General features: G+C 60.6%; 23 protein-coding genes. 11 read left to right on the top strand and 12 right to left on the bottom strand.

Going from position 1 to position 23,763, the window contains the following annotated elements:
• Positions 1–158 precede the first annotated feature (158 nt).
• On the top strand, positions 159–530 hold the full coding sequence (locus P6U23_RS16995) for a type II toxin-antitoxin system HigA family antitoxin (protein WP_407180857.1): 372 nt from the start codon (positions 159–161) through the stop codon (positions 528–530).
• A 547-nt stretch (positions 531–1,077) separates the two neighbouring features.
• A complete protein-coding gene (locus P6U23_RS16990) occupies positions 1,078–1,785 on the top strand; it encodes an alpha/beta fold hydrolase (protein ID WP_407180856.1) in 708 nt (235 codons plus the stop codon).
• Between the two features lie 211 nt (positions 1,786–1,996).
• Here the strand turns inward: P6U23_RS16990 and P6U23_RS16985 are convergent, their stop codons facing one another.
• Positions 1,997–2,185, bottom strand: a complete 189-nt coding sequence (locus P6U23_RS16985; RefSeq protein WP_407180855.1) for a hypothetical protein — start codon at positions 2,183–2,185, stop codon at positions 1,997–1,999.
• 177 nt (positions 2,186–2,362) lie between these two features.
• On the opposite strand from P6U23_RS16985, the gene P6U23_RS16980 reads away from it, so the two are divergent.
• From P6U23_RS16980 to P6U23_RS16955, 6 genes are all read left to right on the top strand, one after another.
• Positions 2,363–3,262 carry a LysR family transcriptional regulator gene (locus P6U23_RS16980; protein WP_407180854.1) on the top strand — a complete coding sequence of 300 codons (900 nt, stop codon included), beginning with the start codon at positions 2,363–2,365 and terminating at the stop codon, positions 3,260–3,262.
• 143 nt (positions 3,263–3,405) lie between these two features.
• Positions 3,406–3,861 carry a nuclear transport factor 2 family protein gene (locus P6U23_RS16975; protein WP_407180853.1) on the top strand — a complete coding sequence of 152 codons (456 nt, stop codon included), beginning with the start codon at positions 3,406–3,408 and terminating at the stop codon, positions 3,859–3,861.
• A 39-nt stretch (positions 3,862–3,900) separates the two neighbouring features.
• Positions 3,901–4,119: a hypothetical protein gene (locus P6U23_RS16970; protein ID WP_407180852.1), complete on the top strand. Its 219-nt coding sequence runs from the start codon at positions 3,901–3,903 to the stop codon at positions 4,117–4,119.
• Entirely contained in the window at positions 4,085–4,393 is a 309-nt protein-coding gene (locus P6U23_RS16965) for a methyltransferase domain-containing protein (RefSeq protein ID WP_407180851.1), read from the top strand. The genes P6U23_RS16970 and P6U23_RS16965 overlap by 35 nt, the downstream gene beginning before the upstream one ends.
• A 5-nt stretch (positions 4,394–4,398) precedes the next feature.
• Positions 4,399–5,007: a class I SAM-dependent methyltransferase gene (locus tag P6U23_RS16960; protein ID WP_407180850.1), complete on the top strand. Its 609-nt coding sequence runs from the start codon at positions 4,399–4,401 to the stop codon at positions 5,005–5,007.
• A 58-nt stretch (positions 5,008–5,065) separates the two neighbouring features.
• Positions 5,066–5,398 carry a DHCW motif cupin fold protein gene (locus P6U23_RS16955; RefSeq protein ID WP_407180849.1) on the top strand — a complete coding sequence of 111 codons (333 nt, stop codon included), beginning with the start codon at positions 5,066–5,068 and terminating at the stop codon, positions 5,396–5,398.
• A 324-nt stretch (positions 5,399–5,722) separates the two neighbouring features.
• On the opposite strand, the gene P6U23_RS16950 is transcribed toward P6U23_RS16955, so the two are convergent.
• Positions 5,723–6,160, bottom strand: coding sequence for a winged helix-turn-helix transcriptional regulator (locus tag P6U23_RS16950; RefSeq protein ID WP_407180848.1), 438 nt, complete (start codon positions 6,158–6,160; stop codon positions 5,723–5,725).
• A gap of 135 nt (positions 6,161–6,295) precedes the next feature.
• Here P6U23_RS16950 and P6U23_RS16945 point away from each other — a divergent pair, with 135 nt between their 5' ends.
• Genes P6U23_RS16945 through P6U23_RS16935 form a run of 3 tightly spaced genes read left to right on the top strand, consistent with a single transcriptional unit; the run spans position 6,296 to position 8,561 of the window.
• Positions 6,296–6,679, top strand: coding sequence for a nuclear transport factor 2 family protein (locus P6U23_RS16945; protein WP_407180847.1), 384 nt, complete (start codon positions 6,296–6,298; stop codon positions 6,677–6,679).
• Between the two features lie 25 nt (positions 6,680–6,704).
• A complete protein-coding gene (locus tag P6U23_RS16940) occupies positions 6,705–8,015 on the top strand; it encodes an MFS transporter (RefSeq protein ID WP_407180846.1) in 1,311 nt (436 codons plus the stop codon).
• Between the two features lie 6 nt (positions 8,016–8,021).
• Entirely contained in the window at positions 8,022–8,561 is a 540-nt protein-coding gene (locus P6U23_RS16935) for a disulfide bond formation protein B (protein ID WP_407180845.1), read from the top strand.
• A 216-nt stretch (positions 8,562–8,777) separates the two neighbouring features.
• Here the strand turns inward: P6U23_RS16935 and P6U23_RS16930 are convergent, their stop codons facing one another.
• The 10 genes from P6U23_RS16930 to P6U23_RS16885 form a co-directional block, all read right to left on the bottom strand.
• A complete protein-coding gene (locus P6U23_RS16930; RefSeq protein ID WP_407180844.1) occupies positions 8,778–8,975 on the bottom strand; it encodes a DUF3551 domain-containing protein in 198 nt (65 codons plus the stop codon).
• 363 nt (positions 8,976–9,338) lie between these two features.
• Positions 9,339–9,542, bottom strand: coding sequence for a LuxR C-terminal-related transcriptional regulator (locus P6U23_RS16925; protein WP_407180843.1), 204 nt, complete (start codon positions 9,540–9,542; stop codon positions 9,339–9,341).
• A gap of 182 nt (positions 9,543–9,724) precedes the next feature.
• Positions 9,725–11,308 (bottom strand): YfcC family protein, encoded by a 1,584-nt coding sequence (locus P6U23_RS16920; protein ID WP_407180842.1) that lies wholly within the window; start codon positions 11,306–11,308, stop codon positions 9,725–9,727.
• A gap of 391 nt (positions 11,309–11,699) precedes the next feature.
• Positions 11,700–12,776: a hypothetical protein gene (locus P6U23_RS16915; protein WP_407180841.1), complete on the bottom strand. Its 1,077-nt coding sequence runs from the start codon at positions 12,774–12,776 to the stop codon at positions 11,700–11,702.
• 163 nt (positions 12,777–12,939) lie between these two features.
• The gene (locus P6U23_RS16910) at positions 12,940–14,187 is read right to left on the bottom strand and encodes an arginine deiminase (protein ID WP_407180840.1); all 1,248 of its coding nucleotides are present in this window, start codon (positions 14,185–14,187) and stop codon (positions 12,940–12,942) included.
• Between the two features lie 83 nt (positions 14,188–14,270).
• Positions 14,271–15,737, bottom strand: a complete 1,467-nt coding sequence (locus P6U23_RS16905) for a basic amino acid/polyamine antiporter (protein ID WP_407180839.1) — start codon at positions 15,735–15,737, stop codon at positions 14,271–14,273.
• Positions 15,738–16,619: 882 nt separating this feature from the next.
• Positions 16,620–19,676, bottom strand: a complete 3,057-nt coding sequence (locus P6U23_RS16900) for an efflux RND transporter permease subunit (RefSeq protein WP_407180838.1) — start codon at positions 19,674–19,676, stop codon at positions 16,620–16,622.
• Positions 19,673–20,644 carry an efflux RND transporter periplasmic adaptor subunit gene (locus tag P6U23_RS16895; protein ID WP_407180837.1) on the bottom strand — a complete coding sequence of 324 codons (972 nt, stop codon included), beginning with the start codon at positions 20,642–20,644 and terminating at the stop codon, positions 19,673–19,675. Before P6U23_RS16895 ends, P6U23_RS16900 begins: the two co-directional genes overlap by 4 nt.
• 803 nt (positions 20,645–21,447) lie before the next feature.
• Positions 21,448–21,981 (bottom strand): enolase C-terminal domain-like protein, encoded by a 534-nt coding sequence (locus P6U23_RS16890; RefSeq protein ID WP_407180836.1) that lies wholly within the window; start codon positions 21,979–21,981, stop codon positions 21,448–21,450.
• Between the two features lie 28 nt (positions 21,982–22,009).
• Positions 22,010–23,707 (bottom strand): long-chain-fatty-acid--CoA ligase, encoded by a 1,698-nt coding sequence (locus P6U23_RS16885; RefSeq protein WP_407180835.1) that lies wholly within the window; start codon positions 23,705–23,707, stop codon positions 22,010–22,012.
• Positions 23,708–23,763: the final 56 nt, after the last annotated feature.

Raw genomic sequence — 23,763 nt, 5'->3', positions numbered from 1 at the left:
CGCGCCCACGCGCTGTGGAAAGGGTATCGGGCTCGTGGCGGTTCTTCGCAGCATCTCTGCTGCGACCTCATTGAAGCAGCAGCTCGAGCGCCTCGGCGCTGCGGACGTCCCCAACGTTTTTCTCAGCGTGTTTGCTGATCTCATTGGAGCCTCGAAATATGAACGTCAGACCAATCAAAACGAACCGCGACTATCAGCGCTGTCTCAGAGAGATCGAAAGCCTGATGACAGCCAAGCGCAACACGCCCGAAGGCGATCGCCTCGATGTTCTCGTGACGCTGGTGGAAGCCTGGGAGACGAAACATTATCCACTCGATCTTCCCGATGCGGTCGAGGCGATCAAGTACCACATGGAGCAGCAAGGCCTCGCGCCGCGAGACCTTGTCCCCTTCATCGGTAACCGCAACCGCGTCTACGAGGTGCTCTCCCGCAAACGTCCGCTGACGCTGCCCATGGTCCGTCGCCTCCACGAGGGACTGGGCATTCCTGCGGAGTCGCTTATCAGGGCGGGACGTGATGAGGCGGCGTGAGGGTTCCTTTCGAAAACGAGGTGACGCTGCGAAGAAGATGTTGGCGTGAAAACACTGCGCAGTTAGAAACCGATCTTCAATGAGGTCGCAGCGTCGCGGCGCGGCAAACCCGCGCCGCTTACTTTGCCTACGCTATCCGCCCGGGACGAACAGTCCCCCTCCTCGGTGGCTGTCCTTACCCAGCAATAGCGGCCCCCTAATCGCAGTGGCAAAGCGGAGCCGCGCGCGGGCCTTGAGGCCACCGCCATCGGGCACGCCTTCGACTTCCAGAACCTCGACCTCGGCCGGCAGCGGCAGACCGCGCCGGCTGCATTCGGCCAACACGTCTTGGATGAGCGCGGCCGCCGCATCCTTGAACGCGCAAGACAGCGTAATTTAGCGTAGTAGACTCACGCCTTCTTCCCGTGGTTGAACTCCAGCCTCCAGCTTGATCCGGACGAGCCACACCCATGAACACCGTGCAAGCCAACGGCATTGAGCTGGCCTATGGCAGCTTCGGCGGCGAAACCAACGAAGCGATCCTGCTGATCGCCGGTTAGGCACGCAGATGATCCGATGGACGAGCCCGTTCTGCGAAGAACTGGCGGCGCGCGGCTACCGCGTGATCCGTTTCGACAACCGCGACGCCGGCTGTTCGACACATTTTCGCCAATGCCCTCCGCCGGATTTCCGCGCGCTGGCGATTAGGCTTATGGCCGGAGAACCGCCGGACGTTCCCTACACCCTCTACGACATGGCTATGGACGCGATCGGCCTGATCGAGGTTTTATCCATCGATCGCGCGCATGTCGTCGGTCAGTCGATGGGTGGCATGGAGGCGCAGATCATGGCGAGCAAGCATAGCGAGCGGGTGCTGTCGCTGACGTCCATCATGTCGAGCACAGGCAATCCGACACTTCCGCAAGCCGCGCCCGACATCATGGCGATAATGACGCGCCTCGTACCCGATCCATTCTCCGACCAGCCGGGATTTCTGGTGCATACCATGGCCTTCGCGCGCCGTATCTCCGGGTCTCGATACCCGTTCGACGAGGAGGCTCACCGTCTCCTCATTCTGGAAGAAACGAGGCGCGCATACGATCCCGGAGGCACCGGGCGACAGATCGCGGCGATGGCTGTCACCGGCGACCGTCGTTCACGGCTGGCGACCATCACGGCGCCGCGCTGGTCGTGCATGGGACAGACGATCCCCTCATTCTCCCCACCTGCGGCAAGGACACAGCCAGTTCGATCCCGAATGCGCGCCTCATGTTGATCGACGGTATGGGGCATGATCTGCCGTCCACGCTCCATCAGATCGTTATCGAGGCGATTGACCAAACGGCTCGCCAAGCATCGCATATTAACGCACAGCCATTGCCCGAGATTGGCCTTCCTCTTCGGAACACTGCAGCCTCACAACCAGGACGCCGTCGGAAAACGCTGTCTTGACGTGTTCGGTCACCGGTTATCCTCTCTTTCGGAAGTCAAGCGACGGCGCGCATGGTCTTCTTGCGCGGCGTCTCCTCTAGCGTCCCCTCAAGCAAGCCGGTCAGCCGCTGACGGACAAGGCGCTCAGGCTCGGCCACGGTCCGGTCGATCAGTTCCTTCACCGTCGGGATGTCATTGATCAGGCCGGCCCACCATGCCGCAGCTCTAGGCGCTGGCCCCGTCACCGAACTGAATTGACTGCAACGGTTTCCGGTCGTTGGTCGGCGGCAATAGCTATCCTTCGCTGTTCATCGATCGCATTGCGCCCGTCGATCTGGAGGCGTGAGCAGTCGGGCAGCGCTATCGCCTCGGCCCTGGAAAATATGATACCGATACGGAATAGTAGCGACAGGAGACTTTCCTTGAAGCTGAACGAGATTCGCACGTTTGTGACGGTCGCGCAGACGGGATCGGTCCAGGCGGCTGCCCGGCAGCTCCACATGACGCAGTCCGCGGTGTCGAGGCTGGTTCAACGCCTGGAACGGGACCTCGGCGCCACATTGTTCGATCGGCAAACCAAGCCGTTGGCCCTCACCCACGACGGTCAGGCAGCCCTCCATCACGGACGGCGGGTTCTCGATGCGGCAGAAGCATTTTCGGATGCTCTTTCTCCTGCAGCGCCGCCGATGGGCGTCTTGCGCATAGGCACCGCTCACGCGCTGGCTGAAACTGTGGCGGAGCAACCGCTCGATCAACTGCGGTCCAGCTTCCCGGATCTCACACTCCAGATTTCGATCGACTGGACCGCGCCGCTGTTAGACCGGCTGCATGCCGGGGCCCTCGATGCCGCAGTCATCACGCTGCTGACGGACGGCCCGCCAAAAACGGAATTGACGGCGCGCTGCCTAGGTCGAGAGAAAGTACGGATCGTCGGCGCCGCCAGTTATGCATCGACGCGCTGGCGTTCACTGCGCGCACTGAACGAAGTGGGCTGGGTGATCCAGCCGGAGAGCTGTGGTTACCGCGTGGCCCTGACGCAGGCCCTCGAACGCGCCGGTGCAGGGCCTCCCCGGGTTATTGTCGAGGCGTTCGGCAAGAACCTGCAGCTCTCTGTGGTCGCGCGCGGCACAGGATTTGGCTTGTTGCCAGCAAGCCAAGTGAAAAAGATTCCGCCTAAGCAGAAGATCAAGGCATTCAACGTTCCTGATCTCCGGCTCACGGTGTCGACCTGGTTCATTCGCAGGCGCCAGCTCGGGCGCTTGTCGCGGCCGCTGGACGTTGTGGAGCAGACACTTTCGAGCACGCTTTATGGTTATGGGTGACCATTACGGATTATTGATATTGTACATTATGAATTTGTAACAACATACGCGTTGGCGTAATTGAGGCGCACCGAAGCGCTGCCATCTCAACCGCGACGCGCGAACCGTCGGTCGGCTCGCTGGGATCGAGCAAGGAATTTTCGATGACCGCCATTCCCCGTGAACCAACGCAATTGCGCCAACAGAGCAAGGATTCCGCAGCCTGTATGGCTTCGCCATGTGTTGCGGACCTGACCGACGCGCTGCAAAGATATTTCGATCTCATGTACGACTGCGACACCTCGCGCTTCGATCAGGTCTTTCGATCAACGGTCCAGTTGCACGGATTTCGAGACGGCCAGATGGTGATGTGGTCCGCCTCGACCTACCGGGACATTCTTGACAAGCGTCAATCCCCGAAGTCGCTGAATGCGCCTCGCGCAGACGAGATTCTGTTGATGGACTTTGCTTCCGCCACCATGGCGTTCGTGAAAGTGCGCCTCAGGATTAGCGAGATGACATTCGTGGATTATCTGACCTGGCACTGCATCGACGGCAAATGGCTGATCACGTCGAAAGGATTCCATCTCGAATCCGATCACGATCCCGCCCTCGCATAAGGCGCGAGTTGCGAGCCTGGCAGGGATTCGGAAGCTGGCGTGGCCGCGTTCCTGCTGCTCACGGCGATGATGCTGAGCGACATCCTGCTCGCGCTGTTTGGCACCATCGACAGCGTCTATCTCGGCCAGATGATTGGCGGGAAGACGCTTGCCGCGTCTCTGTGCTTTTTCAGAAGCCGCCAGCCCGGCAGATCTATGATGATGCGATCCGGAGAGCAGCTAGATGAGTTGGTCCGCGAAGCAGTATTCCAAATTTGAGAGTGAGCGTAATCGTCCGATCTCCGACCTTCTGGCCAACGTTCGCGCTACAACCGTCAAAGGCGCGGTCGATCTCGGCTGGGGCGCCGGCAACTCCACCGAACTGCTCTGGCGCCGCTTCCCCGGTGCCATTGTGACAGGAGTGGACAGCTCGGAGGCCATGGTGGTGGCGGCCCGACGGCGGCTGCCCGACCTGTGCTTCGAGATCGATGATATAGGCACCTGGCAAGCCCCTGGCCCATTCGGCATCACCTTCGCAAATGCGGTCCGGTGACAGCGATGGACCAATCGACTCTTGAAGCCTACGATCGTAAAGCAGCATTCTTTGCGGCGGACTGGGGCGCACAGCCCACGCCGACAGACCTTCAGGAGATCATTCGACGGTTTTTCAGGCGCGGGCTCACGGCGGACATCGGCTGTGGAAGCGGTCGTGACACAGCATGGCTTTGCCAAAACGGTTTCCCAGCCATCGGCTATGACCCATCCGAAGGATTGCTGGCCGAAGCGCGCCGCCTCCATCCAAGCATTCAGTTCCGGCGCAACGCTCTCCCCGAGCTTGAGGACGTCGCCAACAGCGCATTCGCCAATGTTCTTTGCGAAACCGTTATCATGCATCTTGCGCCCGCAGTGATCCCTGCTGCGGTGCGCCGGCTGCTTTGTGTTCTCGAACCTGAAGGCACGCTATACCTCAGTTGGCGCGTGAATGAGACTGGCAGCAGCCGAGATGAACATGGGCGTCTCTATGCATACTTTGATGAGGAGCTGGTGAAAGGCGCGCTGAATGCCGCGACGATCCTGCTTGACGAACGGCTCCAGAGTGCTTCGTCCGGTAAGGTGATCCGGCGCATCGTGGCCAGAAAATCCGCCGCTCAGGTCGACTCGTCATGAACGAAGTCGGGCCCTAGCGTACATCCCGTTGACCAGCGAAGCACCAGGAACTGAACCGATGAAAATTCCCGCCTGTCCTTTCACAATCACGGACTGGAGCAAGGTGAATCCCACGACGCACGCAGGGGAGACTGGAAGTGCAACATGGCGCACCCTCGACATCGGCGACCTCCGGGTGCGCATGGTCGAATACTCAGCCGGATATCTCGCCGACCACTGGTGTGATCGGGGTCATGTTCTCCTCGTCCTCGAAGGCGAGCTCGAAACGGAACTCCGGGACGGACGAAAGTTCAAGCTGACGCCGGGCATGAGCTACCAGGTCTCCGATTTCGGTGATGCGGCCCACCGCTCGTTCACCAGCACGGGCGTGAAATTGTTCATCGTGGACTGAGTGCGACCTCACGCCGTTTTGTCCGGAAATGGCGGCCGAGCACCGATGCCGCGCCCGCTCGTCTGTTCCTGAGATCAGATCGATTTCCGAGTCGGCCACCGTCCACGCTTCATCTCTTGCCAATTGTTTCAATATGAAACAATGGCCCAGCGCCGTGCAAGTCGTGCCGAAAACCCTAGCGTCTTGGCGAGTTGCCGAGATGATTTGAGAGGAGACGAATTGCCCTCGGAGGCAATAGTCCGCCGATGCGACGAGATACGTGATAGCCGAGCGCGGACTGTCTTGTGCGCTTGGACGTCTCGATCCGCCTAATGCTCGTGATGCCTAACAGACGATAGTGTCTTCGGCTTTCAAAAGTCGCCCGTCGTGAGCGTGAAGTTCCAGTTTGCGGACGGGTTGACGTTCGGCTCGATCGACAAGGCGCACATGCCGTTCAGTAGAATCGAAAAAGAACTCTTCGCCCCACTGCCGTAGCGCCACGATCACCGGGAAGAGCCCGCGCCCCTTGCTGGTCAGCACATACTCGGAATACGCGCTCCCGTCAGATGCGGGCACGATTTCGAGGATTTCGCGCTCCACTAAGGTACGCAAACGAGTAGCGAGCATATTCTTGGCGATGCCAAGGCTTGCGAGAAAATCACTGAACCTGCGAACGCCATCGAGCGCATCGCGAACGATCATCAAGGACCACCAATCCCCCACGGCATCGACCGACCGCCCGACCGGGCAGGGAGAAGCTGAAAGGCTCCGCCGTTTCGCCATTTCACATCCTCGCTTTGCACATTTGCGTCAGTAGGCGTTTCCCCGATCAACAAAAAAGGATCTTGTTGCAAGATAGGACATGTTCTGATAACGCTCAAGTTGTTTCATATTGCAACAAGAAATCTGGAGACTTCCTTGTCCAATCCCGTCCAGCACTTCCTCGGCCATATTGGGCGTGGCGAACTGCCACTCGCCCTCGGATTCATCGCGGACGACGTCCTCTTCGAGCCTCAAGGTCCGACCCATCTACCGATCTATGGGCGCTTCGAAGGCAAGACCGGCGTCGAGCGGCTGTTCAAGACGCTGGCGCAGGAGTTCGAGACCGAGACGTTCGAAATCAGGAAGTGGGCCGAAGCCGATGACGTCGTGTTTGCGCATGGCTTCATGCAGCATCGCGTCCGCAAGACCGGCGGTGTCGTCAAGAGTGAGTTCGCGTTGGTGGTGAACACCGCCAACGGACTCATCACCCATTGGCGGATTTTCGAGGACACGGCCGCCTTCGAGGCCGCTCTTGGCTAGCGAGCTTCGACGGGAAGCAGGCGCCGTGAAGGGACTCGAGCCACGAGATCGGCGCGCGTCCGCGGCAATGGATGGTTTTGCTCGCCGGGCGAGCGGGCGCGTCCTCGATGAGAACGCGCCCCAGCCACATCGCCAGTTGCCCCGAAGTTTGGTCTTCACGATGGCCGTTGCCGCGGCACTCGCGGTCGCCAATGTCTACTATGCCCAACCCTTGCTCGCCGCCATTGCAGGCACATACGGTATTCGCCACGAAGAGCTCGGCATCGTCATCACCACGTCGCAAGTAGGCTATGGCGTGGGTCTGCTCCTGGTGGTTCCGCTGGGTGACCTGCTCGACCGTCGCAGACTTCTTGTTGCGCAATTGCTTGCAGCCGCCGTGGCGCTGCTCACTATCGCGGCCGCGCCCACCGCAAGCGTGCTGATGATTGGCATGGTTGCAGTTGGACTGCTCTCCGTCGTGACGCAAATCCTTGTCGCCTACGCGGCGTCGCTGGCTTCGCCCGACGAGCGGGGGCGTATCGTCGGCTTCGTCACCAGTGGGATCGTTCTGGGCATTCTGCTGGCTCGGACGATCGCCGGCATTGTGGCTGATATTGCCGGATGGCGCTCGGTTTACTTGGCTGCCACCGTTGCGATCACCCTCACCGCCATGGTCCTGTTTCGGTTGCTGCCGCACCGCGAGCTTTTCAAACCGCGCCTTAGCTATTGGAACCTCGTCGGGTCGGTATTCCGGCTGTGGGCCCATGAACCAGTTCTACGTGCTCGGGGCGCCATTGGATTCTTCATCTTTGCTTCCGTCACGACTTTATGGACGCCACTGGCGCTACCATTGAGCGCTCCGCCTTTTTCTCTTTCCTATACGGAGATCGGCCTGTTCGGCCTCGCTGGCGCGGCCGGCGCCGTAGCGGCCGCCAGGGCGGGCGCATGGGCCGACCGGGGGCGCGCGGACAGCGCGACACTCCTCGTGTTGCTCACGATGATCTTGGCCTGGGTCCCGATCGCATTGCTCCCTTGGTCGCTCATCGCGCTCCTTATCGGCGTGGTTGCAATCGATTTCGGCCTACAAGCCACTCACGTTCTTAACCAGGCGCTGATCTTTCAAATCAGACCCGAGGCACGCAGCCGCCTGGCAGCGGCCTACATGCTGTTTTATGCAGCGGGCTGCGCCGCTGGGGCTGCCGTCACGACGTTTGTTTACGCCCGGACAGGGTGGAACGGCGTGTGCGTCGTCGGCGTGATGTTAAATCTATGTGCGCTTCTAGTTTGGGTCTTAACTCGTCAGAGCCCTCGGTGCGCACAAGCAATATTCCGCGGAAGCAACCATGAGCAGAGGTAAAGCAGCATGGCGACGGAGAACGCTTTAACTTCGGCACGGGAGTCTTCTTCTCTCAACAGGTATCCAAGTCAGAAAGCCCTTCTCGGCGTGGGCCTCATCGCGCTCATTGTCATAACGTCTGCTCTGATTCTCCAATACGGGTTTGGTTATGAACCCTGCGAATTATGCTTGCAACAGAGATGGCCGTATTATCTTGGTGTACCTTTTGCTCTGGCGCTTTCGGCCGGCGGCATGGCCCTGCCCCGTACAGGGCGGATTCTTTGTTTGTTTCTCCTCGGGAGCCTTTTCGCCTATGGCGCTGTGCTCGGGGTTTATCACGCGGGTGCCGAGTGGGGGTTCTGGCTGGAGGGGACCAGTTGTAGCGCGGCGCATGTGCACCTCGAGGCTCAAGATCTCCTAGCCGAGTTAAGCACGGCTCATGTCGTCTCTTGTACAGATCCACGCATTCGCGTTCTCGGCTTGTCGCTCGCCGGCTGGAACGTCGTTGTGATGGTGCTGCTCATAGGGTTTCTGCTCGCAGGACTCCGATCTGAGTTTCGTGCCTAACTCCATTTGGTGGCGATGCGTGGCGAAGAAGACTTCTCAACGAGACGGACGGCGACGAATGTCGCGTACTCTCGCGCAGGCGTCCGGAGTCCTCAATGCCGCCCGACAAGTTGGAGGAATGCTTGGCGTGGCGGTTTGACCCAAGAAATGACAATCCTGCTTGTCGATTCCAAGGCCCGAACCGCACATACGCATGCTGCGGACCAATTGCCGCATCTACCGATGGCGGCGGACGCAAGTCCCGTGCCTTCCGCTCACGGATGCGCGGCATTGGTCCTCGGTCTCATACATGCAGTGGAGCACTCCATGCTGTCTCGCGCACCATTGCCTCGATTGAGCGCTCGCCGACATCGGCATGGCCGTCACGCCGAGCACCACAAGGATTGCGGATATCAGCAACACTAACGTTCGCATCTTGGCTCCTCCTGATCAGATCCAGCCGATATATTCGGTCAAAGCTGGCTCGTGACGTTCGCGATGCGTTCAGCCACGGGCCCACCAGCATCGCGGCGGTCGCGGAAACATTTGCTCGGCGACCGGTCGGGCTCCAAGTAACCAACTCAGTGCGGTCGACCTCACTCGCTCCATTGAACCTGAACGATGCACCTTTCCAGAGTTCGTCATATCGGGTGATTGCCTGAGCAACGGCGGGGATTCTCCCGGATCATGTTCATGATCGCATGCCCTTCGTCGTAACCCGGATGGAGCGCAAACGCTCTCAGGAGCGAAAAGCCAGCTCGCCGACGAGTCGGCGCGCGACCAACGGTCCTGCGCAACCTAGCGCGCTACCAACTTCTCACGGATCTCATGTCGCACAAGTTCGGCAGTCGATGACATTCCAAGCTTTCGTATTGATGAGGCCCGATACGTCTCGACGGTCTTTACACTTAGCTTCAGGATCGCCTGATGGATTTGTTGGTTTGACCCTGCGCGATCAGGCGCTTGTCGTCGAGGCCTGCTGGACCGCCGCCTCCAATGCACGGCTTATCCGGCGCGCTGGACGACGTTCTGCTCCCGTGAATGTGAGCAGCACCCTGGACTTGTACTGCTAGCTGTTGGCTGGCTGAAGATGATCAGCAGCGTGCAGTCATGTTTCCATTAGGCGCAGATCAGCGCATTCAATGGTGCAATCTGCCGGCAGCGAACATGCCTCGCGTGAGCAGTCAAAGGAGCGCGCCAAACAGGAGCAGCGCTATGATAACGACGAGCAGAATTGCCATCAGTGGCGCGACGAACCGGAGGTACTGGTCGAAGCCGACTTTTGCGAGCGCAAGGCCGGCGATCAGAATTGCGTTCGTGGGAAGGACAAGCCTGAGCCAGCCAGCGGCTGCAGACCATGTTGTAATCACCAGCGCTCGATCGACTCCGGCGAAGTCGCCGAGTGGCGCCAGAACCGGCATGGTGAGCGCCGTGCCGGCCGCCCCGCCGCCGACGAGGAAGGATAGAGGGAGGCTGCCGATGAAAGTCAGCGTGACGAACACGACGCTCGAGGCGCCCGCGACCAGCCCCTCCATGGCGTGCAACACGGTGTCGATTGTCTTGGTGTTCGTCATGACCACCGAAACGCTGCGCGCGAGCGTCACGAGAAAAGCCGGACCAGTAAAATCGATGATGCCCCTGATGAAGGCCTTGGCGGTAGCCTCCTCGCCGAGACGACCGACGACTCCAATTACGATCGTCATGAGGAAGAACAGAGCCGCGAGTTCCGGGAGCCACCACCCCAGCTCCCACCAAAGCGGAGAGTTGATCGTCTTGTTCGTGTAAGGGTCGACCGCGGCACTATTGAGAATAGCTCCCCAAGGAACGATGGAAAACGCGAGCAGCGCGAAGGTGAAGAACACGAGACCGATGACGGCCACGTGCGTGGCGGTCAGCGGTTCAGGAGCGCGGGCGTCGGCTTGCGCGAGCTCTGCGTCCTCAGCGCGGATCCCGCACAGGGACTTCGCCGGGTCCCGCTTCACCCGCCTCGCGTACCAAAGCGTGTAGGCGACCGTCGCCGCCATCGTCAGCGCGAGCAGCAGCAGGCGCAGACCCATGCCCTCGGCGATGGACACGCCGGCTTTCGAAGACCCGATTCCGGTCGTGAACGGATTGATCGTCGATGCAAGTGCGCCGACGAAGGGCGCGACGGTGACGACCGCCACCGTGACCAAGCGATCGTAGCCCAGCGCAACCATCAACGGGACCATCATTGCGTAGAGGCCGAGAGTCTCGTCGCTCCAACCCTTGATCGAGCCCAGTACGCCGAACAGCACCGTGAGAATCGCGATCAGCACGGGTCCGCGCTCGCCGAAGCGATAGGACAGATGGTGGATGCCGAGGTCAAGCGCACCCGTTGCGAACACGACCGTCATGAATCCGCCGATCGAGAGAATGAACAGAAAGACGTCTACAGAGCCGAACATGGTTCCCCTCTTGAACGGCCCGACCATCCCGGTCTCGCGATCCTGAATCCCGTACATCCCGTTCACGGGCGCAAGCAGTAGATCTTGAACCCGCCCGGCAAAATCGAGCGGGGCCGCGACATATCGAAAGGAGCCGGCGATCGGGCTGCCGCTGCCATCGAGTTCATATTGGCCCGACGGGATGAAGAAGGCCGCGATCCAGACGAGGACGAGAACGAAGCAGAGGATAGTGACGGGCGCCCGGAAACCGCGCTTGCGCTTCTCGCCAGCCGCGGACGGAGAAGCGTTCCCCCCATCGGCGGGACCGAGGCTATCGGAAGCCGGTCGGGCAGCTTCGCTCATTGCGTCGTCCAAGACAGTCGCGCAATTCGTACTCGTCGCACGGTATAGGCTGACCAGCGTCAAGCCGTGACATATGATGCGAATTCCAGGTTCATTTCCTCATTGCTGGCGAGTCCCCCCAATCGCACCACGCCGCAGGAGCGTCACACCTTGGAACTGCCCAGCCCTCCTCGGGTGGCGCGAGGCCTACCGTTGCCCGGAGCTGAAGGTCGGCATTGGTTGTTTCCTCCATTCCAAATCTTCGCCGTGGTTCGTCCGCGATGCAGACATGCCATTACCCGACCAGCTTGCGGGCGTACTCCTGATCTGAAATCGATGCGTTCGACTTCTGCGCATCGAGTTTTGCGATCTCGTCCGCGGCGCATCCGATCATCTGACGGAGCATCGCCCCTCAGAACCGCCAGCCGAGCTTCAACGTAGCGCTTGCTTCCCATTGGTTGAAGCTGACGCCCGGCACAGTCGACCAGACCTTGAGGTGTGAGCCTTGCAGGTCGATCGCCGGACGCCCGAGCAGCTTGGCGACTCTTTCGCTGCCGAACAGCGATGCAGGAATGATGTATTCGAGCGTCGCAATCGGCAGCACCTCCCAATCGCGGCTCGTTTGGCCGAAGCGGTCGGGCTCGTACCAGCGGCCGAGCAGCTCGACGGCAAAGCTCGCGTTCCAATCCTTCGAGATGGCCCACGACACTGACGGAATGAGGGCTACGGCGTCTGACGAGAGCTGCGGCTGTCGCAGGCGCCTCTGGACGAAGGCCGTGAGGCCGAAGGACCAGACGGTCTCGGCGGACGTGTCGGCCGCGATTGGCACTGGCTGGAAGGAACCGTCGAAATGGAAACTCTTGCTGAAGCCGAGGTTGAAGTCCTGCCGCGCTTCCGTCTGATCCGAGAATGTTGGGAGATAGCTGAGGCGCGGCGTGATGGCGAAATAGGGCGAGAAGGCCTGATCATTGGTCGGATCGACATATTGCACGCGCCCGGAGAATGTCAGGCGGTCGATGTCGGCGTCCGGAGTATCGGAGAAGCGCTTGAACTGCGAACGGGCACTGACCGAGAGGCGGAACGGCAAATCGCCGAGCGGCGCCGTCGCCGAGAGATCGACGACCGGGAATGTGCCCCAACTGCTCGGGCTTCCCGAGCCGAGCTCCAGCGGGTTCGAATCGAAATTGAGGGGGACGAGAGCGTTGAGCCGGATTTGTGGCCTCACGGCCTGCTGCTGGGCGCCTGGCGCGGTCGCGTAAAGGTTGTTGTAGTTGTTGCCAGCGAGTATCGCATCCGTACGCACGTCGTCGGCGTCGAGCCCAGGGTCGCTCCGGTCTCCGACAGCGCTCCGGTCTGCGGTGGCCTGCGCGCCCGCGCTCGAAAGCGTCGACACGATGGCGAAAAGCGCGATGACAGGTGCGAGCGCGGCCGCGGACCGAGCCAAACCGCTCGTGCTCTGCCTTCCTTTCCAAATCGCCGCGTCAGCCATCTCCCAGTCCTCCATGTCGCGCCCCTCCGAACGGGCTCGCTCTTTTTGGCGTGCCCCCGGGCGTTGACGGTCGTTGTGGTCGCATGATCTGGCCCGCCGTCAGCCACCGCTTCTGCTCCTCGACGCAACGCAAGTTGCACAGATCCCCTGCCCGCGCGCCGCGTCAGTAGTCGACCGCGTCACGGATGATCGGGCAAGTCATGCAGTGTCCGCCGCCGCGTCCACGGCCGAGCTCGGCGCCGACGATGGTGATGACCTCGATGCCCGCTTTTCTCAGAAGCGTGTTGGCATACACGTTGCGATCGTAGGCGAAGACGACGCCAGGCGAGGCGCAGACGAGGTTGGCCCCGCTGTCCCACTGTGTGCGCTCGCGCATGTAGTCGGTGCCACCGGTCTCGACGACGCGCATCTCCTTGAGTCCGAGGGCGTCGCGAATTGTTTCGATCAGGCCTCCGTCCTTTCGCAGATCGAGTGTTCCGGGCTTCGACCCGGGCCGGTAGGAGAAGCACTCGATCTTGTTGACTATGTCCGGATAGATTAGGACGCAGTCGCGATCCGCGAACGTGAAGACCGTGTCGATATGCATGGCGGCGCGCAGCTTCGGCATGGCGGCAATGATCACGCGGTCGGCGGCGCCCTTCTCGAACAGGCTCGCCGCCAGTTGGCTGATCGCCTGCCGCGACGTTCGCTCGCCCATGCCGATGAGCACGTTGCGCTTGCCGATCGGCATCACGTCCCCGCCCTCGAGCGTCGCGAGGCCCCAGTCCTTGATGGGGTCGCCCCACCAGACGTTGACCTTCCCGGCGAAACGGGGGTTGAACTTGTAGATCGAGGTTGTGAGGATCGTTTCCTCGTGCCGCGCTGGCCAGTAGAGCGGGTTCAGCGTGACGCCGCCATAGATCCAGCAGGTTGTGTCGCGGGTGTAGAGCGTGTTGGGCAAAGGCGGCAGAAGATACTCGTTGACGCCGGCCGCGTCGCGCACCAACGCCAGCATCTCGCCGCCGATACGCTCCGGAAACTCCTGCGTCGACAGGCCGCCGATCAGCGTCTCCGCGAGTTCGCGCGGCTTGAGCGCCTCGAGATAGCCGCGAACCTCGTCGACGAGGCCGACGCCGACCTGATTGGCCGTCACCTGGCTATCAAGGATCCATTTCTTCGCCTCGGGAACTGCGACCGTCTCGGCGAGTAGGTTGTGCATTTCCAGCACCTCGACGCCGCGGTCGCGCATCTTGGTCATGAAGTCGAAGTGATCGCGCTTGGCGTTGTCCACCCACAGGACATCGTCGAACAGAAGATCGTCGCAATTGTTGGGGGTCAGGCGCTGGTGCGCGTGTCCGGGCGCGCAAACCATCACCAGACGAAGCTGGCCAACTTCCGAGTGGACGCCAAACGTCATCGAAGTATCCGTCATCGCCGTGATCTCCTCGTAACGACAGTTCTCTACGCTCCGGATTGCAGACGGGATGCGCTTTCAAGTCTTGTTGTTCTGTTCCCTCACGGCGTGATGAGGCCGGTCGCGAGCCCGTAGACGCCGATAGCGGCTGCGATCAGCGTGACGGCGAAAAGCCCGAGTTCGACCGGGGTGAACAGGCGCGCTTTCTGCTCCCACCGCGCCCAGAAATAAAGAATTGTCCCCGGAGCGAAGAGGACGGTCATCAGCAGCACGTATTTGAGCCCGGCGGCGATGAACATGAAGATCGTGTAGACGACGGCGATCCAGGCGAAGATCTGGTCGCGGCCGCGCTCGTTCGGCGTCGTCTCATAGCCCACGCCGCTGCGCGCCACCAGCGCGCCATAAGCCGCTACGAGCAGATAGGGCAAGAGCGTCGTCACGCTGGTCATATCGAGCATGAAGTTGAAGGCGTCCCGCGACCAGTACGTCGAGATGATGAACAGCGAGACAACGATGTTCGAGAGCCAAAGCGCAATGGCGGGAACCTTGTTGCTGTTCTGCGCGGCGAAGAGCCGCGGCATGTCCTGCGACTTGCCAGCGGCGAACAGCACTTCCGCGCAGATCAGCGTCCAGGCCAGAAACGCGCCCAAGACCGAAATCAGCACGCCGATCGAGATCAGCACCGCGCCCCAGTGCCCGACGGCGAGCTCCAGGGCGCCGGCGAGTGACGGGTTCGCCACCTCGGAGATCGCCGCGCGCGGCGCCACCGCATAGGGAAGCAGCGTGATCGCGACCATGAGGCCGGTGACGCCCACGAAGCCGAGAATCGTCGCAACGCCCACGTCCGATCGCTTTGTTGCGTAGCGGGAGTAGACGCTCGCACCCTCGATACCGATGAAGACGAACACCGTGATCAGCATCGTGTCGCGCACCTGCGCCACGAGGCTCTTGTCCGGCATTCCGACCCCGCCGAAGAAATTCTCCGAGAACTGCGAATAGTTGAAGAAAAAGACGAATAGCAGGACCGCCAGGATCAGCGGCACGATCTTTGCCACTGTGACGATCGTATTGACGTAAGTGGCCTCCTTGACGCCGCGCAGGATCATGAAATGGAACGCCCAGACGCCGACGAGCGACACGATGATCGCGATGACGCTGGTGCCGTCCCCGAAGATCTGGGGGAAGAATCGGCCGAGCGTTGTGCCGATGAGCACCCAGTAGAAGACGTTGCCCAGCACGCTGCCGATCCAATAGCCGAAGGCCGACAGGAAACCCACGTAATCGCCGAACCCGGCCTTGGCGTACGCGAAGACGCCGTTGTCGATGTCCGGCCGTTTCTCGGCGAGAGCCTGGAACACGCGCGCGAGCATGTACATGCCGGTTCCCGCGATTGCCCAAGCGATGAGGGCGCCGAAGGGGCCGGTCGCCGTCGCGAACCGGCCGGGAAGGTTGAAAATCCCGGCCCCGACCATCGAGCCGATGACCATGGCAGTCAGCGAGGAGAGCGGAAGCTTCTGCTCGCTCTTTGAGGACACCGAAGGCGTAGACGACGCTGTCGAAGACGTCATTGTCCTGCCCCTTCATCGCTCGGCCGCGAACGCGAACGAGCCGGTCAGAGGATTACTCTCGGCGGGACGCTATCGGCCGCCGGGTCGGAAAAGAAAAAATGCAGTGGCGCCGAACTCGGGCATAGCAGTGATCTCGCGCGCTCGGGACGATCGGGGGCGCCCGTTGAACCTGCGGACCCAAACATCCGGCGCCGGCCAAGCGCGGCGCTCCTATTCGCGGCAACCTATACTGGTGTAAGCGGCTTGGATCATCCAGCAGATTAAAGGGTATGCAAGCTCGATTGAGGTGTCAACTTTGATTACCTCTCAACATTATTATTCAACGTCTGATCGAGATTCGATGAATAGATACCTGCCGAACTGGCCTCTCGTCGCGGTTGTGCCGGCATGAATTGCTGCGCCTGCTCACAGAGGCCGCGAGCGCTTGTCGTCGTTGCGAATCGAGATCTCCGTTGAAGGCATCTGCAGTCCGATGCGAGGGGCAGTCCTTATTGCTCCGTCGCGTGCAGCACCACATCGAGCGCTGCGCCGCTCAGGAGCCCGCCAGCCTGATCCGTTTCTGGTGCGTGCTGGCGCTCGGCGCGATCTTGCTGCCATGGGCTTTCTGTCCGGCACGGGGCGATGCCTCAAGTGCATACGAATTCGGTAATCTGCTTGATCGGCTCTGGCCGGTAGTGCGCGGCGTGTGCCTCGCCTGGTACTGGGGATCGGCCGGTTTCTGCCTCACGTACCGGTCGCGACAGCATAGCCCTTGAGGAGATCGCTTGCCGCCACCTCCTCGGTACTGGCCCGTCCTTCGAAACACTTGACGCGCGTCACCGGCAATGGCCGGCGGCGGCCGTCTCGTTGCTAATTACCCTGGCCCTGCTGACAGCAAGCGTCTCACGAAGCTAGCTGCTCCTTCGGTTCCTGGATGCGGAAAAAAATCACGTAGAGCGCAGGCAGGACGACGAGAGTTAGCATAGTCGCTACGAACAGACCTCCCATGATCGCGAACGCCATCGGCCCCCAGAACACAGTCGGTGCAATCGGAATAAAGCCCAGAACAGTCGAGATTGCAGTCAGCATGATCGGCCGGAAACGCGAGATCGCGCCTTCAACAACCGCATCCCACAACTCGCGCCGCTGGGCGCGCTCCGCCTCGATCTGCTCGATGAGAATGACCGCATTGCGCGCAATCATGCCCATCAACGCCAGAATTCCGAGAATCGCGACGAAGCCGAGAGGCCGGTTAAAAACCAGCAAGGCCGCGACGACACCGATCAGTCCCATTGGCACGAGGCAGAGCACCATCGCGAGCCGACTGAAACTATGCAGTTGCGCCATAAGGAACAGCAGCATCAGGAATAGCATCGCCGGGACCATGGCATAAACTGATGCCTGCGATTTGGCGCTTTCCTCAACTGTGCCGCCCACCGCGATGCGATAGCCCGCAGGTAAGCTCGCCTGCAACTTCTCCACCTCAGAGGCCAAAGAGGCCGCCGCGGCTTCTGGAGTCGAGCCGGGGGTGACATCGGCTTGGACTGTGAGGGTCGGCACCCGATCGCGTCGCCAAACCAGCGGATATTCCTGATCGAACTCAAAATGCGCAATCTGGCTTAGGGGAACCGTGCGACCATTGGATAATGGCACCTGCAAAGATTGCAGTGTGTCAAGCGAGACACGTTCCTCATCTTGAGCTCGGGTGATGATGTCCACGAGATAGATATTGTCACGCAATTGAGTGATCGGCGCACCCGTCATTACCGCATTGAGGTTGGACGAAAGCGCATTCGAGCTCAGCCCGAGAAGCCGGGCCTGATCCTGATCGATCACAACTCGCACCTTCCGCGCCGGCTCCATCCAGTCGAAATTGACCCGTCGCAGATCATTATTAGAGCCGAGAACCTGGCCGAGTTGCAAAGCGATCATTCGTACTCGGGTCAAATCCGGTCCACTGACACGGTATTGTATCGGCCATCCCACCGGTGGTCCAAGCTCTAATGGTGAGACGCGAGAAACAATATTGGGCAACTCCTCCGCCAACTTTCTCTCAAGCATTATCTGCAGCCTTTTGCGTGCTGCAACATCTTTGGCGACGACCACAGCCTGAGAAAAAAAGTCGTTATTGAGCTGTACGTTCAGCGGAAGATAGAAACGGATCGCGCCGCGACCGACATAGGTGCTCCAGCTTGCGACGTCGGGATCGTCCTTGAGCATAGTGTCGAGTTTGGTCGCCGCAGTATCGCTGGCGAAGATCGATGCATTTTGTGGCAAGCTCAGATCAACTACCAGCTCAGGACGGTCCGACGCCGGAAAGAATTGTCGAGGCACCAGCGGCAGGGCTAAAAGGGACGCGACGAAACATGCAAGAGCGACAGCAAGGGTTATCCAGCGACGGCGCATCGCCGTCAGCAGAAGCGCGCGGAAAGCGCTCATGATGCGGCTCGGTTTCTGATCCGTTCTCTGCTCGGGTACTTTCAGCAGCCAGACCCCAAGTAAAGGCGCAAACAGCACCGCAACGAACCAAGAGACAATCAGTGCGATCGATACGACGGCGAAGATCGAAAACGTATATTCACCAGCCGAAGACCGCGCAAAGCCGATTGGCACGAACCCCGCGGCGGTGACGAATGAGCCGGTCAGCATCGGAAATGCCAGTGTATCGTACGCAAAAGTCGCCGCTCTTTCCTTGCTGTCGCCAGCCGCCATGCGCGATGTCATGACGTCGACCGTCGTCATTGCGTCGTCCACCAACAGGCCGAGCGCAATGATCAGCGCACCGAGCGAAATGCGCTGCAGATCAATCCCGGTAAATTCCATGATCGGAAAAATAATCGCCACCGTGAGAGGGATGGACAAGGCGACCACCGCGCCAGGCCGAAAACCAAGGCTGACGATGCTGCAGGCCATGATGATGGCAATGGCCTGCCAGAGGGATTCCATGAACTCGCCAATCGCGTTTTTCACGACGACGGGTTGATCGGACACCAAAGTCACGTCAATGCCGATCGGCAGATCAACCATGCTGGAATCGATCGCTTTTTTTACATTTTCGCCCAAGGCCAGGATGTCGCCACCCTCACGCATGGCGATGGCAAGGCCGATCGCTGGCTTACCATTGACTCGAAACATCGGCTGCGGCGGATCGGATAGTGAACGGCGAACGTTGGCGATATCTCGCAAGCGGATCAGGCGTCCGTTCGAAACAAAATTGACATCGAGCAGATCATTCTCGGACTTGAAGGCGCCGGTCACACGGATCGACAGTTTCTCATCGCCGGTCTGGAGCGAACCTGCGGGAATCACGTCGTTCTGAGCCTGGATTGCGGCAATCAGCGCAGCTCGGTCGATCCCAAGGCCAGCGAGTTGTCGCGTCGAGAATTCAATGTAGATCTGCTCGTCCTGCGCACCAAGAAGCTCGATCTTGGAGACGTCCAGAACCTGCAAAAGCTTCGAGCGAATATCTTCGACATAATCCCGCAGCTCACGATGGCTGAAGCCGCTGTCGGCAGAGAATGCGTAGATAAGGCCATAGGTGTCGCCGAAATCATCGTTGAAGCCGGGACCGACCACGCCCTGGGGCAAAGTCCAGCGTATATCGCCAATGTTCTTACGCACCTGGTACCAGATGTCCGGCACTTGCCTTGCGGGGGTCGAGCCTTTGAGGTTGACGAAAATCGTCGTCCGGCCCGGACTGGTATAGGAGCGCAGGAAGTCCAAACCTTTGGTTTCCTGCAATTTGCGCTCGAGGCGCTCGGTGACCTGGGCCAATGTATCGTCGAGCGTTGCCCCGGGCCATGCCGCCTGCACAATCATGGTGCGGAAGGTAAAGGCCGGATCTTCGCTGCGTCCAAGGCGGTAGTAGGACGACAAGCCGGCAATTACGATCGAGATCATCGCAAAAACGATAAAAGATCGACGTTTCAGCGCCCAATCGGAAAGATTGGGGCCAATCATGACCTCACTCCCAGCGGCCTGACCTTTTGGCCCGGATGCAGCGCCTGCACACCGGCGGTGACAACGATCTCACCACCGTCGAGACCTCCTGAAAGCACCACCGTCCCGGGATCGAACCGCAAGATGTCGACCGGCTTTAGGGCGACTGTCATGCTGTCGGGATCGACCACCCAAACTGCCGGATTTTTCTCTGTGGCCGTCAAGGCGCTCGCAGGGAGCGAGATCCCGTGGCCATGGTCGACTTCCATTCGGCCCGACACGGTCGCACCAAGCCGCATGGCCGGTGGTGGATCGTTGATGGCCACGCGGACCTTAAACGTGCGCGTGACCGGATCAGCCTGCGGATCGATCTGCCGCACACGGCCTTTTGTGGTAACGCTGGGATCGTCGGTCAGGGCGATGATCACATCCGCGTCCGCCGGGGCAGTACGCAACATTCGAGCCGGAACGTCGAACACCGCGTCCCAACCGGTTTCGCGCGCGACCATGAACACCGTCTGACCCGCCTGCACCACCTCTCCGGATTCCGCCGCGCGGCTGGTGATCGTGCCGTTCACACCAGCTTTGAGTTCTGTGTAACTGACGCGGTCCTCCGCTATTTCGACCTGAGCCTTGGCATCATCCACGGCTGCTTGTGCTGTTCGCAATGCTTGCTGGGCCTGATCGAAATTGGCGCGAGTTGTCCAGCCTTGCTGCAGCAGTGTCTCCTGGCGGTGGAAATGATTGGAATCCTGCTCAAGTCGAGCATTGGCAGCAGCAAGCGCGGCGCGCGCGGTGCGAAGCGAGTTCAATTCGTTCTGCGGGTCGAGCTTGGCCACCACCTGGTCCGCCTTGACGCGATCACCCGCATCTACCGTGCGCTCGATGATCCGACCGCCAATACGGAAGGCGAGAGCGACTTCCTTTTCCGCCTGAATCTGTCCCGTAAGGACGATTGACTGACCGAGACCACCCTTTCCGACGACCACCGTACGGACGGGACGTGGAGGCGGCGCTTCTCTGGCGACCTCGCGTTTGCAGCCGGAGAGCGTCAGGATGAGCGCCGGCGCGACTGCAAGTGACAAGCTCCGCAGCCATCGGAAAAACCGAGAGGAGCGGGATGAAGGTGGCATGCGAACCTCGGCTTGAGGCGAGGGTTAGCGGAAGCTCTCAGATATACCTGCAAGAGAGTGGAGCTTGACGAGATCTGAAAGCGTCCATCCCGGGGTGAATGCCGAGGGGAAGATGAGAAGACGCAGAACCATGATCAGCACTCCGGCCTAGCGAACTTGAAGCTCCGCGACCAGATAACAACGATGTCGCGCGGCGATACAAGCCAACATCGCAGAGGAGTTTGCGCGCTACGACGTAGAATAGCGGCCTCCCCAAAATCGGCACCACGAGGTTACGACCGGTCTAGCACCCTCGACCATTGATCAAATCAAAGGGACCTTCGCTCTCGATAACTTCGCCGACTATGCATCTTCGGCAGAGTTTGAACAATCATCAACCCGTGATTGCGCGGATCGCAGGGTCTCCGAAGGCGTTCGTCTTGTGTTGTGCATCACAGCGATAGTCCGCTCGAGCGTCCCACGCACACCAGCACGCTGATTTTCGGCTCAGCCGTCCTCTGCCCAGGAGGCGATCATGGCGAGTGGCGTGGTGAGGAAGGGCTACGAGGCGCGCTTGCCAGCTCGCCGCACGGGCTCCCCTCACCTTTGGATCGATGTTGCCAGCAGTTGCGTCGTCCATGCAGCATGATGCGGAAGGCGAAGAGCGTGCGTAACTCTTTCTAGCTGGCAGCCGGAGCGCCGGCAGGCATCGGAGCTATCGGATGCTGACGACCGCGCCTTGCCGGTATTTTTTTGACGATCCTCATGTCCGGCTCGACGCCGAGGCCCGGCCCCTGCGGGACGGACACCTTGCCGCCTTTCGCCGTCATCGCATCGCCAAAAGGAGACGCCTCCAGATTGGCGTAGAGGATTTCCAGCGGGGTATCGGTCGGCAACGACGCAACGATGTGGATCGAGGCGCGATTGCCAGGCCCGAAATAAACGCAGTGCGGGATGAGCTCGACGGAATGCGCCTCGGCGAGCGCGATGATCCTGCGCATTTCGGTGATGCCGCCGATCTTGGTCACGCTAGGCTGCGCGACGTCAATGGCACCTTTCTCGAAGCTGTCGGCGAAATCGTGCAGGCCCCCGCCGGCATTTTCGCCCGCCGAAATCCGCGTTTGTCCCTCGCGGCGGACGCGCGCCAGCCCCCCGTGGTCCTCGGAAGGAAACACCGGCTCATCGAGCCGGAAGAGCCGATAGGCGCGCTCCATTCTCCAGCTCACAGAGGCCGCGAGCGCTTCACGCGGCTCGAGTGTCGATCTTTTGCGACTCCTCGCGTAACTGCCGGCGCAAGACCTTTCCGACATTGGTCGTCGGTAGCTCGGTCCTGAACTCCACCAGCCGCGGGACCTTGTAGGGTGTGAGCCGCTTCTGGCAGTAGGCGATCAGGTCCGCTTCAGTAAGGTTTGGGTCTTTCTTGACGACGAACAGCTTCACCGCTTCGCCGGAGCGCGGATCGGGTATGCCGATTACCCCGCATTCGAGCACTCCCGGGTGGCTCGACACCACCGCCTCGACCTCGTTCGGATAGACCTTGAACCCGGACACCGTGATCATGTCCTTCTTGCGATCGATGATGCGGGTCCGGCCGGTCTCGTCCATGATGCCGATATCGCCGGTGCGGAAGAAGCCGTCGGGAGTCATGACGTTGGCCGTCTCATCCGGACGTTTCCAGTAGCCCGGCATCACCTGCGGGCCGCGCGTACAGATCTCGCCCGGCTGCCCAAGCGGCACCTCGTTGTTGTCGTCGTCGCGAATCGAGATCTCCGTTGACGGCATCGGCAGTCCGATGGTGCCGTCCCATTCGGGCTCGGTCGGCGAATTGCAGGTCAAGACAGGTGACGTCTCGGACAGGCCATAACCTTCCCACAGCGGCGAGCCCGTGGCACTGAACCAACGGTCCGCCACCGATTTTTGCACCGCCATGCCGCCGCCGACGGCGCATTTGAGCATGCTCCAGTCGATCTTGCCGAAATCCGGATGATTGAGCAGCGCGTTGTAAAGCGTGTTCACCGCCGGGAAATGGTTCATCTTGTACTTGGCAAGCTCCTTGATGAGGCCGGGAATATCACGCGGGTTGGGGATGAGAATGCTTTGGCCGCCGGTACGGACGCTGAGCAGGAAACATGCCGTCAACGCGAAGATGTGATAGAGCGGCAGCGCCGCCATGACGATCAGACGATCGACCTTCGGCTCCCTCTCCAACACCGGCTTCAGCCACTCGTCGATTTGCAGCATGTTGGCGACGACATTGCGATGCAGCAGCATCGCGCCTTTGGCGACGCCCGTGGTCCCGCCGGTGTATTGCAGGAAGGCGAGATCCTCGGGTCCAAGCTGCGGCTTGGTCAAGGTCATACTCCTGCCGGCCGCGATGGCTGCATTGAACGGCGTTGCATCGGGCAGTGAGTAGGCCGGCACCATCTTCTTCACCCGCCGCACCACCAGATTGACGACCGTGCCTTTGATCATTCCCAGGAGGTCGCCCATAGAGGCAACAACCACGTGCTTAATGCTGGTCTTGCCGATCGCCTGTTGCAGGGCATACGCGAAGTTCTCAAGCACGATGATGGCTTCGGCGCCAGCATCCTTGAGCTGAGTCTCGAGCTCGTGCGGCCTGTACAAGGGGTTGATGTTCACCACGGTGAAGCCGGCACGCAAGACGGCGCAGATCGCCACCGGATACTGCAGCACGTTCGGCATCATGATGGCGACGCGCGCACCTTTCCCGAGGCCTCTGCTCTGCAGCCACGCCCCGAAGGCGCGTGACATCTCGTCGGTCTCGCCGTAGGTCAGCCCCTTGTCCATGCAGATGAAGGCTGCGCGCTCGCGATATCTGGCAAAGCTTTCTTCGATCATCGCAACAAGCGATGTGTATCGCGACGGCTCGATCTCCGTCGAGACTCCCGGCGGGTAGTGCTTGAGCCAGATGCGCTCCATGGCACTGCTCCTGATGGCCGGTTTGATACCGTCACCCGGCTGATCAGACCCCCGCA

This window comes from Bradyrhizobium sp. STM 3562 (assembly GCF_045571435.1).
Lineage (GTDB): Bacteria > Pseudomonadota > Alphaproteobacteria > Rhizobiales > Xanthobacteraceae > Bradyrhizobium.
This window is presented reverse-complemented; position numbering and strand designations above follow the sequence as displayed.

Bases quoted from the DNA above. Each gene is read 5' to 3' on its own strand.
- P6U23_RS16930 (WP_407180844.1), bottom strand. From the start codon at position 8,975: ATGCGAACGTTAGTGTTGCTGATATCCGCAATCCTTGTGGTGCTCGGC.
- P6U23_RS16920 (WP_407180842.1), bottom strand. From the start codon at position 11,308: ATGAGCGAAGCTGCCCGACCGGCTTCCGATAGCCTCGGTCCCGCCGAT.
- P6U23_RS16900 (WP_407180838.1), bottom strand. From the start codon at position 19,676: ATGATTGGCCCCAATCTTTCCGATTGGGCGCTGAAACGTCGATCTTTT.
- P6U23_RS16915 (WP_407180841.1), bottom strand. From the start codon at position 12,776: ATGGCTGACGCGGCGATTTGGAAAGGAAGGCAGAGCACGAGCGGTTTG.
- P6U23_RS16885 (WP_407180835.1), bottom strand. From the start codon at position 23,707: ATGGAGCGCATCTGGCTCAAGCACTACCCGCCGGGAGTCTCGACGGAG.
- P6U23_RS16955 (WP_407180849.1), top strand. From the start codon at position 5,066: ATGAAAATTCCCGCCTGTCCTTTCACAATCACGGACTGGAGCAAGGTG.
- P6U23_RS16910 (WP_407180840.1), bottom strand. From the start codon at position 14,187: ATGACGGATACTTCGATGACGTTTGGCGTCCACTCGGAAGTTGGCCAG.
- P6U23_RS16890 (WP_407180836.1), bottom strand. From the start codon at position 21,981: ATGGAGCGCGCCTATCGGCTCTTCCGGCTCGATGAGCCGGTGTTTCCT.
- P6U23_RS16990 (WP_407180856.1), top strand. From the start codon at position 1,078: ATGATCCGATGGACGAGCCCGTTCTGCGAAGAACTGGCGGCGCGCGGC.
- P6U23_RS16995 (WP_407180857.1), top strand. From the start codon at position 159: ATGAACGTCAGACCAATCAAAACGAACCGCGACTATCAGCGCTGTCTC.
- P6U23_RS16975 (WP_407180853.1), top strand. From the start codon at position 3,406: ATGACCGCCATTCCCCGTGAACCAACGCAATTGCGCCAACAGAGCAAG.
- P6U23_RS16950 (WP_407180848.1), bottom strand. From the start codon at position 6,160: ATGGCGAAACGGCGGAGCCTTTCAGCTTCTCCCTGCCCGGTCGGGCGG.
- P6U23_RS16905 (WP_407180839.1), bottom strand. From the start codon at position 15,737: ATGACGTCTTCGACAGCGTCGTCTACGCCTTCGGTGTCCTCAAAGAGC.
- P6U23_RS16965 (WP_407180851.1), top strand. From the start codon at position 4,085: ATGAGTTGGTCCGCGAAGCAGTATTCCAAATTTGAGAGTGAGCGTAAT.
- P6U23_RS16935 (WP_407180845.1), top strand. From the start codon at position 8,022: ATGGCGACGGAGAACGCTTTAACTTCGGCACGGGAGTCTTCTTCTCTC.
- P6U23_RS16960 (WP_407180850.1), top strand. From the start codon at position 4,399: ATGGACCAATCGACTCTTGAAGCCTACGATCGTAAAGCAGCATTCTTT.